Annotated in this window: 15 protein-coding genes; 7 read left to right on the forward strand and 8 right to left on the reverse strand. The window is 46.9% G+C overall.

Annotated features, from left to right (window positions below; genetic code table 11):
• Positions 1-103: 103 nt before the first annotated feature.
• On the reverse strand, positions 104-799 hold the full coding sequence (locus tag ACYP03_RS10975; protein ID WP_248140352.1) for a DUF2786 domain-containing protein: 696 nt from the start codon (positions 797-799) through the stop codon (positions 104-106).
• Positions 800-974: 175 nt separating this feature from the next.
• Here ACYP03_RS10975 and ACYP03_RS10980 point away from each other — a divergent pair, with 175 nt between their 5' ends.
• Positions 975-1,952 (forward strand): hypothetical protein, encoded by a 978-nt coding sequence (locus ACYP03_RS10980; RefSeq protein ID WP_459779781.1) that lies wholly within the window; start codon positions 975-977, stop codon positions 1,950-1,952.
• A gap of 51 nt (positions 1,953-2,003) precedes the next feature.
• Here the strand turns inward: ACYP03_RS10980 and ACYP03_RS10985 are convergent, their stop codons facing one another.
• Positions 2,004-2,465, reverse strand: coding sequence for a DUF411 domain-containing protein (locus tag ACYP03_RS10985; protein WP_459779783.1), 462 nt, complete (start codon positions 2,463-2,465; stop codon positions 2,004-2,006).
• A 119-nt stretch (positions 2,466-2,584) separates the two neighbouring features.
• Positions 2,585-2,944, reverse strand: coding sequence for a hypothetical protein (locus ACYP03_RS10990; protein ID WP_459779785.1), 360 nt, complete (start codon positions 2,942-2,944; stop codon positions 2,585-2,587).
• Between the two features lie 303 nt (positions 2,945-3,247).
• Between ACYP03_RS10990 and ACYP03_RS10995 the strand changes: the two genes are divergently transcribed.
• The 3 genes from ACYP03_RS10995 (at position 3,248) to ACYP03_RS11005 (ending at position 6,425) form a co-directional block, all read left to right on the forward strand.
• A complete protein-coding gene (locus ACYP03_RS10995; protein WP_036752068.1) occupies positions 3,248-3,604 on the forward strand; it encodes a helix-turn-helix domain-containing protein in 357 nt (118 codons plus the stop codon).
• A gap of 86 nt (positions 3,605-3,690) precedes the next feature.
• Positions 3,691-4,605 carry a Gfo/Idh/MocA family protein gene (locus ACYP03_RS11000; protein WP_459779788.1) on the forward strand — a complete coding sequence of 305 codons (915 nt, stop codon included), beginning with the start codon at positions 3,691-3,693 and terminating at the stop codon, positions 4,603-4,605.
• Positions 4,606-4,862: 257 nt separating this feature from the next.
• Entirely contained in the window at positions 4,863-6,425 is a 1,563-nt protein-coding gene (locus ACYP03_RS11005; protein ID WP_459779790.1) for a BCCT family transporter, read from the forward strand.
• Between the two features lie 49 nt (positions 6,426-6,474).
• Here ACYP03_RS11005 and rsgA read toward each other — a convergent pair whose 3' ends face one another.
• Both rsgA and ACYP03_RS11015 read right to left on the reverse strand, forming a co-directional pair.
• On the reverse strand, positions 6,475-7,533 hold the full coding sequence (gene rsgA / locus ACYP03_RS11010; RefSeq protein WP_459779792.1) for a ribosome small subunit-dependent GTPase A: 1,059 nt from the start codon (positions 7,531-7,533) through the stop codon (positions 6,475-6,477).
• Between the two features lie 296 nt (positions 7,534-7,829).
• Complete coding sequence (locus tag ACYP03_RS11015) at positions 7,830-8,540, reverse strand: DUF3581 domain-containing protein (protein WP_248140345.1); 711 nt, start codon at positions 8,538-8,540, stop codon at positions 7,830-7,832.
• 687 nt (positions 8,541-9,227) lie between these two features.
• On the opposite strand from ACYP03_RS11015, the gene ACYP03_RS11020 reads away from it, so the two are divergent.
• Positions 9,228-9,575 (forward strand): hypothetical protein, encoded by a 348-nt coding sequence (locus ACYP03_RS11020; protein ID WP_248140344.1) that lies wholly within the window; start codon positions 9,228-9,230, stop codon positions 9,573-9,575.
• Positions 9,576-9,630: 55 nt separating this feature from the next.
• Here the strand turns inward: ACYP03_RS11020 and ACYP03_RS11025 are convergent, their stop codons facing one another.
• Entirely contained in the window at positions 9,631-10,830 is a 1,200-nt protein-coding gene (locus ACYP03_RS11025; RefSeq protein ID WP_330959527.1) for a transglycosylase SLT domain-containing protein, read from the reverse strand.
• 132 nt (positions 10,831-10,962) lie between these two features.
• Here ACYP03_RS11025 and ACYP03_RS11030 point away from each other — a divergent pair, with 132 nt between their 5' ends.
• Entirely contained in the window at positions 10,963-11,334 is a 372-nt protein-coding gene (locus tag ACYP03_RS11030) for an MmcQ/YjbR family DNA-binding protein (protein WP_248140342.1), read from the forward strand.
• Between the two features lie 45 nt (positions 11,335-11,379).
• Here the strand turns inward: ACYP03_RS11030 and ACYP03_RS11035 are convergent, their stop codons facing one another.
• The gene (locus tag ACYP03_RS11035) at positions 11,380-11,916 is read right to left on the reverse strand and encodes an outer membrane beta-barrel protein (protein ID WP_248140341.1); all 537 of its coding nucleotides are present in this window, start codon (positions 11,914-11,916) and stop codon (positions 11,380-11,382) included.
• A gap of 385 nt (positions 11,917-12,301) precedes the next feature.
• On the opposite strand from ACYP03_RS11035, the gene cobB reads away from it, so the two are divergent.
• Positions 12,302-13,024 carry a Sir2 family NAD+-dependent deacetylase gene (gene cobB, locus ACYP03_RS11040; RefSeq protein ID WP_248140340.1) on the forward strand — a complete coding sequence of 241 codons (723 nt, stop codon included), beginning with the start codon at positions 12,302-12,304 and terminating at the stop codon, positions 13,022-13,024.
• A 37-nt stretch (positions 13,025-13,061) separates the two neighbouring features.
• Here cobB and ACYP03_RS11045 read toward each other — a convergent pair whose 3' ends face one another.
• Positions 13,062-14,087, reverse strand: coding sequence for an extracellular solute-binding protein (locus tag ACYP03_RS11045; protein WP_459779858.1), 1,026 nt, complete (start codon positions 14,085-14,087; stop codon positions 13,062-13,064).
• Positions 14,088-14,236 lie beyond the last annotated feature (149 nt).

Raw genomic sequence — 14,236 nt, forward strand, 5'->3', positions numbered from 1 at the left:
GAAGCGGGATATTATGTAAAAAAATCCGGTGCCTGTTTGGGCACCGGATTTATTTTTTCTTGCAGATGTTACCGAAGTTGGTTTTCCGTTTCGGAAACCGCTGTCAGCTCAGCAGTTTAGTGGCTTCCCGGCGATCGCCGCCGACAGGGCGATTGACCGAAATGGATCGGCCTTTTTTCATGCCTTTTTCGTAGTCATCCGTGATGCCTTTCATTGCTTCCTGAAGTTGTTGTTTGAACGTCTCACGATCCAGGTTTTCAAATTCACGATCGATGTAGTTGCTCATGCGCTTGTCATGATCATCATCGGTGTTCAGAACGGGTAATTTTTCTAATGCCCCTTCAATCCAGCCTGCCAGGAAAGAAGAGACCCGGCGCGTGACTTCGGTCTGACTGGCACCTGTCCCGGCAAAACTGTTGCGGAACTGGCCGGTTTGCTGGTTCATTTCCCGGTAAACCACATCAAAGGCAAACGCGGCAAAAATTGCCCGCTCGGCGACACCGATAAACTCGGCCTGCTTCAATCCTTTGTAATTGGTCAATACACACTCGACACCAAAGCGCCGGTTGATGCCACGGATGATTTTCAGGATCTGCTGGCTGATGTCTGTTGGTAACAGCGTTGCTGATTTTGTTTTACCCATCTGGATAAATTCAATGTCATCTTTCTCAAGGCCATATTTCAGCATCAGACGATGCGCCATCTTGATGGCCTGTGCTGCTTCATTGACATTGGCTGAGTTACCTAATTCGAGGCATTTGGCGATTTTTTTCAGCGCCTTTCGCTTCTGTTCAGACATCCATACCACTCACATTCAAAAAACGGTCACGTATTTTAGCGTGTTCGGTACGGGAATGGCAAAAAACAAAGTTGTAATTAATTTGCGGTTCAGACAAATGAGTGACTTACCTTGTACCGGTCACCGATGATACGCATAATAAAACGGACCTGATGCAAAGAGAGCCTGCAGAATCATGACTATCCAGTCGATCGATGTCCCTTTTGAGTTTCGCCATACCTGCTGGTTTTGCGGTGAGCCTTATTATGAGAGCTTTATTTTCCGGCCTGAACCGGACTTTGCAGGCGATCTGCCGGTCAAAGTCCCTTGTTGTGAAGAATGCTATAGTTTGTGTACCCGGACGAAAGCGAGCGGGCTGGATTTATTACGCGATCGGGTGAAAGCAAGGCTTCACCGTAAGTATCAGAAACATTTGCAGATTGGTGCGCACTGGACAAAGGAAGAACTGGAAGACTCAGAAATGGAAGGCAAAGCCTTTGAAGGCTTTAAGGAAAGTGCCTGGAAGATGTTTGAGATTGCCAGAGAACGCGTGAACTATACCGGGTGGCCGCTGGCGATTGATGGTCAGCCTGTTGGTCAGGTCAGTCAGGCATTTCAGGTGGAATATAATGGTATCGTCTATCCGAATCTGGTTCAGGCTGTAGAACAGTTAGCCAAAACTTATGCGATTCCGCAAGAGTACCTGGAACAAACAGTTGAGCTGGTTGGCCGCCATCAGCTGGGATTTGCCATTCGTTTCTGTAAGACAACCCATGGTTACTCCGAAACGCAACAGGCGGCGAGTCTGGCCAGTTTGCGGGAAAGGCTCGCAGAAGAAGAAAGCCATGTGCAATCGGCGGTGCGTCTGGCTCAAGAACCGAAGGGGATTGATGTCGCGCTTAAGTCGATTGAGCCTCAGATTTTGCATCGCACGGAAGTGTCCCCCTATGCCGTGCAATGGGCATTGCGTCACGGTGTGAGTACACTGGCACAATTAGCCGAGCGAGAAGATGCCTTTTTCGCTTATTTCAGCCAGGATTCTGAGCTGACGGCGGTTCTGTATTTTACAGGGCTTCAGGTGTACCTCGAAAAACGGGCATTGGATCCGCAATGGGCCGAAACTCAGGATCCGAATCGTCAGTGGTTCCATCGCTTAAATCAGCAGTCGAATTGATCAACTAGTTCAGAAAATAAAAAGGCCGGTCATCCCGGCCTTTATTTTTATTTACGGTGTCTGTGGCTGATGATGGCTTGCCCAGACCACGGTATTACCATCCTGATCAAATGCGACGACATCGTATGGCATTTTCTGATCATTGTATTCCATTCCAGGTGACCCCATCGGCATCCCCGCGACGGCCAAACCTTTCAGATTGGCAGGCTTTTCTGCCAGGAACCGTTTGATGTCCTGGGCCGGAACGTGGCCTTCAAAGACATACCCCTGAATTTTTGCCGTATGGCAGGAGGCGTACTCAGGACGAATGCCATTCGCTTGCTTAATTGGATGCAGGTTATTCTCGAAGGTCATTTTGATATCAAACCCATTGTCATTCATGTGTTTGACCCAGCCCTTGCAACAACCACAGGACGGAGACTGATAATTTGTGCCTTCAATCACCTCTGCTGCGACAGAGGACAAGCTCATCATGAGCAGAGCAGCGGATAAGAGTTGATGTGTTTTTTTCATGTTTATTTCCTTGATTCACTTCTGGTGCACAGCCTGATCGGGCTGGCGAAAACGAAATTCCTCCCGGCAAGAGTCAGTCTGAACCAGACAAAACCAGACAAGAGGACGGATTTATTCGTTCAGGAGCGAATCGGGGGTCTTAAACGTGTGGAAACCGGTTCATCCCAGTACCCGGATGCATAGGCATGAAATGAAATTGCGGATGTCAGCATCAAGGGGAACAGGGGGGATGCCGGCATGAAGAGTGACGTGTGACACGAAGACTGACAGTGTTGTTCACAATTCACGGCATGGAGACTTTCATGGCAGGTGCGCTGTTTGCCTTCCGACATCTGATCCGTCATGTCATCACAACAGTCTGGCTGTGTCATCTCAATCGCGGGGTTCATACAGTCATCGAGCAGATCTTCACCAGCGATTGTCAGGGCGATACTCAGACTGCCCCAGGGCAAAAACAGCAAACAAAGGATAACAATCATGACCCTTCTTAAGCTTGAATTCTGCTGATTGCGCGTCTGTGAGAGCATGGCGTTTGGTATGAAATCCCTGATGAAATATGAACTCAAAGCAGTATAACCGGATTGCAGAAAGCTTTCATAATCAAAATCAAGACAAGGTGAGTTTTCTAACTTGCTGAAATTGTGTGGAATGAACGAAACCCAGATTTCATGCGGCTTTGCGAGATTCTTATTTGGAACAAGCCTAACGTTTTTCTGACATTTTACCGGATGCTTTAGGCTTTAATTGCGATGAATTGACATTTTTTTGCGCTAGGAACGGGTATGCAATACACAGAAGAAGACAGAAAAGTCCTGTATGAAACATGGATGAGTTACAAGGCGAAGATGCGGGTGACACAAATTGAAATGGCGAAAAAGCTGGGCGTCAGTCAGTTGTTTTTCTCCGACATTTTGCGGGGCAGTTTGCCGCTGGAACATCGTTTCGTCAGTCAGTTTTGTCAGTATATGGGTGTTGATCCGGTGTTGACGATTCCTTCTTTGCGGGAACAAATTGGCGGCACATTACCGAATACGGTGACGCTGACCAATACCTATATTGTTGATGGTAATATTAAAAATGTGCGTTATAGTGGCAATCAAATTGTTGTTGAATATGAACATAACGTGACAACGCACTGATTGGCTCAGACAATTTGTCATGATCGGAATGCATCGGCCCTTGTCACAGACAGGGGTTTTTTTTATCCGGATTACAAGGAGTAAAAATGAAAATTGGCATCATCGGGCTGGGCGATATCGCTCAGAAAGCTTATTTGCCTGTGATCACGCAATGGCCGGGTATTGAGCTGGCTTTTTGTACCCGAAATCCAGAGGTGCTGAAGCAGCTTGCTCAGACCCATCGTATTCATGATGCAGTGACGGACTACCGCGAGCTGGCGGGGCTGGGAGTTGATGGCGTGATGATCCACAGCGCGACGGCCTCTCATTTTGAAATCGCACAGTTTTTTCTGAATCAAGGGATTCCGGTCTTTGTCGATAAGCCGCTGAGTGACACTTACGCGGAATGTGAATCCTTATATAACCTTGCGGAAACGAAGCAATTGCCTTTGTTTATGGGATTTAACCGGCGTTATCTGCCTCTGATTCAACCTCATCTCAGCGCAAGGGCCATTCAAGATCAGTTGCTGGAGATACGATGGCAGAAACACCGGCTGAATCAGCCCGGAGATGTCCGGACTTTTGTATTTGATGACTTTATCCATCCGTTGGATAGCGTCAATCTGAAAGGAAATGTCCAGGCAGAAGATCTTCATGTGATCACTCAGCAATTGCATGGGAAGTTAGCCAGACTGGACGTCGCATGGCAGATTGATCAAACCATTCATCAGGCATCAATGAACCGGATTAATGGTGTCACTGCTGAGCAGGTGACCCTAAACTTTGAAAATCAGACTCTCCATTTTGATTCACTGGCGACCGGGACCGGCTGGACTGATGGCGCAGAAAGCAAACTGACGTTGCCGGACTGGACGCCAATGCTTGAGAGTAAAGGTTTTACCGCGATGATTGCGCATTGGCTGGATGTTGTTTCACATGGAAGGATGGATCAAACGCTGATTCAGAGAAACCTGAATTCTCATTATCTTGCTGAAATGATTTGCAAGAAGCTGGGGCAGTGATCCTGACTTTTCCGAATCAGTCAAATCACTTATTAATCAAATTCCCTGAGCCGATGGAATCAACATCGGCTCATTTGTTTCGTACTCAAATTGACCAGGTGATCGCAAGTAAAATTTTGGCATCAGAATTTAACTGGTGAATTTCTGTACGACTGAAGGTTTTTTAGGAATATCTGGCTAAAAATCACGCGGGTTCGTTGGATTTACAGAAAATAAGCTGTTAGTGTGCGTCCCCTCACACAACTAGTGAGTAATTTATGCATACCACCAAACAACCAGGGGCTGATAAATTAATTTCAGTTCTAACGATTGGCTTCCTGAGCCTGTTTCTGATCGCGGCAATCGCGGATCTGTCCTGGGTATCCTCTACGATTCAAACACTCTTTGGTCAAGCGACCACCGCATTTGGACATTTCTGGCAATGGTTTATGTTGCTGAATTTTATCCTCGCGGTTGTGCTGGCTCTGCTGCCATTGGGCAAAGTCAGACTCGGGAATTCCTTGAACCCAGAAATCGGTCAGTTCAGATGGACAGCAATGATTATGTGCACATTGCTGGCTGGTGGCGGGGTGTTCTGGTCGGCAGCTGAACCCATTTATCATTTTGTGACCACGCCACCTGCTTTTGAGGGAGTTCATGCGGGGCTGGCAGAAGCTGTTGCCCCGGCACTGAGTCAAAGTTTTCTGCACTGGGGATTTCTTGCCTGGGCTGTGCTGGGAACACTGGCGACTATTGTGCTGATGTATGCCCATCATCAAAAGGGCATTCAGTTACGTCCCAGAGCATTACTTTATCCGTTGCTGGGGGACCGGCTGGAGAATCATTGGATTGGATCTGTGATTGATGCCTGTTCGATCATTGCAGTTGCAGCGGGGACCATTGGGCCGATTGGTTTTCTGGCTTCGCAACTGGGGTACAGCTTGCATGTGGTTGCCGGACTGGATGACTCGGTGATGACGCAAGTCGGTTTATTGGCGGTTGTCGTCACCATCTATTCTCTGTCGGCGGCAACAGGTATGGACAAAGGTTTGCAGTGGCTCAGCCGGTTTAATGTCATCGTCGCTGTTTTCCTGTTGGCTGTGATGCTGGTGACCGGTCCTACCGGATTTATTTTTGAACAATTCTCACAGGCAATGTCTGTGTACATTCAACATTTGCCTCAGATGAGTCTGACTCAGACTTCCCCTGACTGGAACGCATGGTGGACCTGGTTTTTCTGGGGGTGGTTTATCGGATTTGCACCGATGATGGCGATTTTTATTGCCCGTATTTCAGTCGGCCGCAGTATTCGTGAGCTGGTGATGACGGTTGCGATTGGTGCCCCTCTGGTGACGCACTTCTGGTTTTCCGTGTTGGGTGGTTCAGGGATTTATTTTGAGCTGACGCAACCAGGTGCAATCTCTGGTCCACTGAATGAAGGGGGATTGCCTGCAGTATTGCTGGCGACACTGGCGCAGTTACCTTTCAGTGACTGGTTAATTCCGGCATTCCTGGTACTGACGACGACTTTTGTCGTGACAACCGGTGATTCAATGGCCTATGCCATTGCGATGGTGACTTCAGGGAAGAATGAACCTGCGGCCAGCCATAGATTGTTCTGGGCAATTGCTATGGGATGTGTTGCCGCTGTGCTGCTGATGGCCGGTGATGGCGGATTAAACGCACTCCAGTCTTTCATCGTGATTACAGCGGTGCCGGTTTCTTTCCTGATGGTTCTGACATTACTGACGGGTCCGCAGGCCGCAGTGCGGCTTTATCGTGAAAAACATCAGTCTGTGAACTCTGTGAACAAAGAAGCGCAATGCGCAAATCTTCGTTGATTTAGTGTGTTACATAAAATAAGCCCTCCGTTTCTGGAGGGCTTTTTGTTTATACTCGGTTTTTATGTTTTCGGTTGCTTGTCTGTATCGCGTGGTGGTAGCGGCCAATCTGTTTCGCTTTTGCACGTTTCTCCGCAATGGATGCAGAGTTGAATGCAATTTCTCTGTTCAGTTTGTGGTAGTTCCGCAGCCGTCGCTCATCCAGATCACCATTGTCAATCGCTTCCTGTACCGCACAGCCGGGTTCCTGACGATGTGAACAGTCGCTGAACCGGCATGTTTCCGCAAGTGCTTCAATATCATTAAACGTTACGGAAAGACCTTCACTGCAGTCTGCCAGCTGAAGCTCTCGCATACCCGGTGTATCCAGAAGCAAACCGCCCTCAGCCATAAGATGCAGGGAACGGGCTGTTGTCGTGTGACGTCCCTTACTGTCATCTTCACGAATTCTTCCCGTTAACTGGGCGTTTGCAGATAACAGTGTATTGACCAGTGTTGATTTACCGGCGCCAGATGAACCGAGAAAAGCGACTGTTTTTCCTTTGCCGCACCAGGCTGACAATTTGGCAACGCTGTCCGGATCAAGTCCATTCACGGCTTCAACCAGGAGCATGCTGTCAAGCTGACGGACTTGTTCCATGAATGGTGCCGGGTCTTCAACACAGTCGGCTTTCGACAGCACGATGACAGGCTCAACACCGGATTGATGCGCTAAAGCAAGATAACGTTCAATTCGGCTCAGATTGAAATCTTGATTGAGTGAACAGACGATAAATACAGTATCGACATTGCTGGCAATCAGTTGCTCAGCCACCTTACTGCCGGCAGCTTTTCGCTGAAAGCGCGAATAACGATCAAGTAAGCGCATATAGGCGTTGGTTTCTGAAACTAAAAGCCAGTCTCCCACGGCGAGTGCCGGCATTGCCGGTAGCATGGGCAGCGAGAACTGGCCTTGTTCGGTAAGAACATCAATACGGCTCTTATGGACGGCACTGACACGTGCAGGTTTACATGTTTCCCATTCTTGCAGGGAAAGTTGTTGTTGAAAGTAAGGTTTCCAGCCCAGTTCCTGTAAAGCGTGTATGGGTTGAGAAATAAGTGTTGTCATGATGTGTTGACCCCTGACGCAAAGCGCCATTGTCTGAAATTAGAAATTATTCAGGGGCAATACGGCCCCGGTCAGAATGAACCGGGCAAGACAAGCGGGAAGGGCAGAAGCGGAGTGGGTTTCAGTGGACTCTTTCGCTTACTGACTCTTTACCATGTTCTGTGCCCGGCGGGTTTTGAATACAATCATCGTGTGTCCTTCATTTTGTGGGATAAGTGACGGGAATTTAGCAGGGAAAGACAAAAGTGTCCAGAATTGAGCAAGACAATCTGGACACCTGAGTCTGATGAAACGAATTATGCAGCCAGGTATGCGGCTTTACGGGCATTAAAGCGATCAACCAGATCGTTAATGTCTTCCTGAGAATATGGTTTCAGGCCGCTCATCAGCATTTTCTTTCTGCCTTCGCCAACCACTTCACCATTTTCTTTAAAGCTGAAGGCTAGTGTGACGCTGCCACGTTTGCCGTCGGTTTCGATGATGGAATCAGTCAGTTCGACTTGAGGGGCATCCAGATCCAGACGTGAAAATTCTAACTCCATGCTTTCGTAGATCACCAGTGGACGGACAGGGTTGATCATCACCTGTTCAGACTCCATGAGTGGCACCATGATATGCGGAAAGTTCATCCCGGAGAATTTCACATAGTTTTGGGTGACTGTTTCGATCAGTTTTGTATTGTGGGTAATCTCACCATCACGGATCACATGCAGGTATTCTTTTCCTTTGTCGTCGACCAGTGACAGATCGGTTGCTGACTTGGTGTTGATTGTCAGTGCGATACCATCGGTGATCATTCCGGCAAATTCCACACGCATCTTCTGGCTTAATCCAGTTTTTGCCAGCATCACGGAAAAGAGCAGGTCGCCAGGAACACAAAAGCGCTTGTTGTCAGCATCGTGAATCGGGTTAAAGTCACCGGCAACTCTTTTGGCAAAGTGGCTGGCTTGTTCACGAGAAAAAGAATAACTACCGTTTTGTTCAGCGAAGTAAGAATTTAGAAACATTGAGTTGGAACTACCTTAGATCATCGTAATCCGGGTAGTTTAACCGATAATTTCAGAGCAAATGGTCTAGCCAGATGGTGAATGTGTCAGAAAAAAGACATGTCTCTGAAGTTACCACAAAAGTGATGCAACTGATGACATACTCATGTATGATTCCCGACCATTTGGGGAATGTTCTCCATCCTTGATCTGGACGTGTAGAAGAGGCCAGAGACTATAAGCGGTAGGGAAACTGCATTCGAAAGGGTGCTCAGCTTTATCTGAGGCTGAGCACCCTATCATTTCTCATTTCATTTTCTTTTTTGTCCGAACGCGAGACTTCCTGTTTCAAACAAGCATTAAAAATAATCCGGCGACCAGAATGCAGGCGGCAGCAATTTCAATTCTGCCAATTAACCCGAATGTACTGGGGACAATCATTTCGTCGTGATGATTCATGGACATACCCTCCTGCTATTTTATCGTTGTTCTATTCTGTCCTGTGACTGTTCTCCCTCCAGACAGCACAGCTTTTCTTTTATTTTCAGTATAGTCCAGGAATGCAAGAACATATTTGACACGAAAGAAAAACAAATTTGCAACACTGAATCAATTCATATAAGTGACTTCTGTTGTTCACCACAAACGTCAGTCCTGTGTCTATACTCACTGAAAACAGCACAATAAAGTACCAATCGTGGTGAAAAAATGACAATTTCCTTGTTAATTCTCGGTGGCCTGATCCAGGCGGTTGCTGTCTACATCGCGTTTTTTTCTCAGTTTTCAGGGCATCTGTATATCGCGACGATCCTCATGGTTGTCGCCCTGAGTAGTCTGATGGCAATCCGGAGCCTGATCGCCCCGGTTTGTTTGCTTGCAGGCGTGATTGTCGGTCTGGCTTTATCTCATAACCAAACGGATATTAAACTTCTGAATCAAGTCGGCAGTGTGCTGAAATCTGCTGCTGAACCTGACTGGAATGTCATTCAGAATGGGACAGTTACCAGCGAGGCAATGACCAGTGAGACATTCACGAGTGAAGGGTCACCGAAGTAACCCTTCCGCATCATGAAAATATGTGGCTTTAGCTGATGATTCAGAGACTTCTCAACTAGGGGATTGGAATCAACAAGCGCTGACCTGCATGGATTTTGCTGCTCGCCAGTTGATTGATTTGTTTGAGGGTGCCGATTGAAGTGTTGTTCAGTGTCGCCAGCTGGTAAAGCGAGTCACCCGGCTCAATATGATGAATGCTGTACTTTTGTTTGATGTATTGCAAGACGTCTGACTGCTGATAAAAGTGCTCCAGTTGCTTGCGTGGTATCAGCAAAGTGCTTTCTTCGCGCTGAAGCGTCAGCCCTGCTGCATAAGCCGGATTGAACAGGCTCAGCGTCTTTCCGGACATACCGGCATCTTCAGCAATCTGCTTCAGCGGCATTTGGTGTGTGACTGTGATTGTTGTCATAACCCGTCTGTTGGGAATGAAGGCGAGTGGCATGCTGAACTGATGCTGTTCCTTTAAGAGTTGGCTGAGTGCGAGCAACTTCGGAACGTAATGCGCTGTTTCTTTCGGGAGATCTAATGCCCAGAAATCTGTTGGTTTACCCAGTTTCTTATTTTGTCGTATCGCTTTACGTACCCGGCTTTCTCCGCTGTTATAGGCAGCAATTGCATGAAGCCAGTTACCGTTGAATCTGTCATACAGATATTCAAGCAAATCCAGTGCGGCGTTGGTTGATGCCACAATATCCAGCCGTCCGTCATATTCATTGTTGATTCGAAGGCCAAAAGATTTTCCGGTTGCTCTGGTCATTTGCCAAAGTCCTGCTGCGCCCTGATGTGAGTATGCGTAAGGGTCAAACGCGCTTTCAATAAAAGGCAATAAAGCTAATTCAACCGGCAAGTGTCGTGCTTTGACATTCTCATACAGATAATAGAGAAAAGGTTCGGCGCGTTGGGAGACTGTTTTAATGTGCAAAGGGCGTTGAAGGTACCAGTTCCGGTAATATTTGACACGACGGTCATTGGGGACGTTAATGTTGCTCTCTCTTGCAAATCTGTCCCATAAACTGGCTTCTTTCATCAACGATAATTCGGGCAGGGAAGGTGGAGTGTAATCTGCGGGCAAACCCGTCGCAAGATAGCGTCCTTCAATCACATCGTGATTAATCTGACAATGCGCATGATTCAGAGCCAATTGCAGTAAGGTTTGTTCTTCTTGATTCACTGTTTCTGTGTTTGTCACTGACAAGCTTTCGCACCCGGTCAGTAACTGGAATGACAACACTAACAACGGCATCGCATATTTCATAACAGACCTGCTTACCTAGTTCACATTGAGCCAGCATTTTTTTGTGGAACTTTTCAGGTATAGCAAGACAGCTTTATGCAAACTGTCTGAGTTTTGATACGGTTGTTGTATTTCTTTGCGGAGGATGTGGGAATGAAAAGTACAAATGATTGGGCTGCTTTCATTGACCAGCACCTTTTGAGCCAGCCTGGTGCAGTGATTGATTATCCATTTGGGCCTGAGCCAACGGTTTATAAAGTGGCCGGGAAGATGTTTGCCTGGGTTGCTGTGAGGGAAAATATCCCCGTTCTGACCGTGAAGGCAACGCCGGCAGATGTGGAATTTCTGGTGGGAGAGTTCCCCTCAATTACCCCTGGGTATCATATGAATAAGAGACACTGGATAACGGTTCGTATGGATGGTCAGATCCAGTCTGGCATGTTAGAGCAGCTTGCTTCAGCATCCTATCAACTGGTTGTCAGCGGATTAAGTAAAGCGCAGCAAAACACGTTGAAATTGAAGTAAGCATCAACGCCACACTCAGTGGCGTTGATTCAGAGGGGAAAGTCTTCAGAAGTAGAATCGTGTACCGAAAATAAACCGGGTGAAACTGTCTTCCACACCGTCTTTGGTCACATTGATATCATCTGTTGCGATGTTGTAGTTCACTTCAGCACTGAGAGCAACGTGTTGATTAATGAAATATTTCAGGCCAGCAGCCAGTTTGATATTCAAGGCGGTGACATCTTCGATATCAAAATCGACATCTTCATCAGCATTTGCAGACAAGTTTGCAACCTGAGCTGCAGCACCTAAGTAGGGTACCCAATCGGTGGAGTTGGTAAAGTTGTACTCAGTGAACATACCAATCTGGAATGTTTTCATACTGTCACTCATATTGACATCCAGTACGCCACCCAGCTCCCAATCGTTAGTCAGGAAGTATCCGTAAGAGGTATTTAAAATGAACAGGTAATCATCAATATAATCAAGGTCCAAACTACCTTGTAAACCAAACTCTTGCGTACCTTTTTCCAGGGTTACTGCAAGTGCAGCCGGGCTGGCTAACATCGTTGAGACCAATAATGCCAATGCTTTTTGTTTCATTTTTATCACTCCATTGTTTTGTGATACTTCAGAAGCATAGACGAGAGCTCAAAATCTTGCTGAGGTTGTGAAAACTTTTCTCAATTAAGCTCAAAGCTTTGTTAGGGAATGATTCTGTTGATTTCACAAGTATATTCAGAGCATTGGTTGCCACGTTGCGGATTTTTTAAGCTGTCTTGGGAAAAATAACGCGGTCTGAATTGTAAGAATTTTGATCTGCATCTAATGCACTATAACTTGTGGGTGGTATTAAAATTCAACACACTAAAACATTGCATTCATACAATATGCTCTCACAATAAGACCATGGTCTTATAGGAAGGGAGTTATATTCGTTGTCAGTCGATGGTATAACTGAAAGAAAAATGAACAAAGGCAAGGAAAGATGCATTTTCCCTATCGAAACATTGTCATTCTCACTGGAGCAGGGATTTCGGCTGAGTCTGGCATCAAAACTTTTCGGGATCAGGACGGACTTTGGGAAAACCACCGTATTGAAGATGTTGCAACTCCGGAAGGTTACCAGAAAGACCCGGTTTTAGTTCAGTCATTTTATAACCAACGCCGCAGGCAGTTAGAAAGCGGAACGGTAAAGCCGAATGCGGCTCATATCGCGCTTGCACGTCTGGAACAAGAGCTGGATGGCAAGGTTACGGTTGTGACGCAAAATATTGATAATCTGCATGAACTGGCTGGCAGTCATCAAGTTATTCACATGCATGGTGAATTATTGAAGGCACAGTGTAGTCAGAGTGGGCAGACGATTGACTGGAGCGGCGATATTTCTTTGGATGATTGCTGCCACTGTTGTCAGATTCCGGCACCTTTACGACCAAATGTGGTTTGGTTTGGTGAAATGCCGCAAGGCATGGATAAGATTTATGCCGCGTTGACAGAAGCTGATCTCTTTATTGCCATCGGAACATCTGGCTCTGTATATCCGGCAGCCGGATTTGTACATGAGGCTGCAATGCATGGTGCTCATACCATCGAGTTAAATCTGGAACCGAGTATTATCGAGAGTGAGTTTGAGGAAAAGCGCTACGGGCCCGCATCTCAAATTGTGCCGCAGCTGGTTGAAGAGTTACTGGCAGCTGATTCTGTTTAACCTGACAAAAAAGGCGCCGTTTTCGGCGCCTTAAACCTTACTGACCAGCTTTCAGCTTCTGGAAGTATTCTTCATAGAGGGTGACAGCATCACCGACACTGTCTTGCCATTCACCGGCATCCAGCACTTCCTGTGGCGGGTAAACACTAGGGTTGTCGACAAAGGATTTCGGCAGTTTGTCTTTTGCTGCTGCGACCGGGGTTGGATAACCGATTTCAAGCGCAATTTTCGCCGCATTTTCTGGCTTGAGCAGAAAGTCGATCATTTTATGGGCTGCTTCAACATTCTTCGCACCAGCCGGAATCGCCAGGCTGTCCATCCAGAAGATCGCACCTTCTTTCGGCCAGATGATTTCAATGGGTGCACCTTCCTGGCGAGCCATATAGGCGGAACCATTCCACAGCATACCCAGAGAGGTTTCGCCGGCCATATATGGGTTTGCCGGAAAATCTGAGTTAAAAAGCAATACGTTTGGCATCAGCTTTTTCAACTCTTCATATGCTGCTTTAATTTCTTCCGGATTCTTGGTATTGGCTGAGTAGCCCAGCTTACGTAATGCGATATGAAAGAACTCACGCGCATCGTCCATCATCATCAGCTGGCCTTGCCATTTGCTGTCCCAGAAATTACTCCAGCCTTTGATTTCGTCCTTATTGACCGTATCAGTATTCACACCGATGCCTGTTGCACCCCAGATGTAGGGGATAGAGTAGTCGTTATTCGGATCAAAAGGCTTATTCAGGAAGTTTGAATCCAGGTCTTTAAAATGACTCAGCTTTGATTTGTCAATCTTGTGCAGCATGCCTTCATCACGCATCTTAGAGACGTAATAAGTGGAAGGCACAACCAGATCATAGCCAGAACCATAGGTCTTCAATTTTGCGTACATTGATTCATTCGACTCGTAGGTCGAGTAAATCACTTTGATACCGGTTTCTTTGGTAAAGTCTTCCAGCACGTCAGCCGGGATATACTCAGACCAATTATAGAAATACAGTGCATTGTCTGCTGCCAGCGCCGCACTGGAAACAAGCGACATGGCGAACACACCGCCGGTCATCATTGAAGACCATTTATTCATTTTTTTACTCCTAACTTCAGAAGCCTTGCTGAGGCTATCCGGTCGCTATAGCAATGCCCACCTCTCTTGCGGACAAGTGATGTCAAATACGTTGACGGGTGCATGTCAGAAGGGCACGGGTGCCGTTTCTA

The organism is Photobacterium sp. R1, from assembly GCF_054600795.1.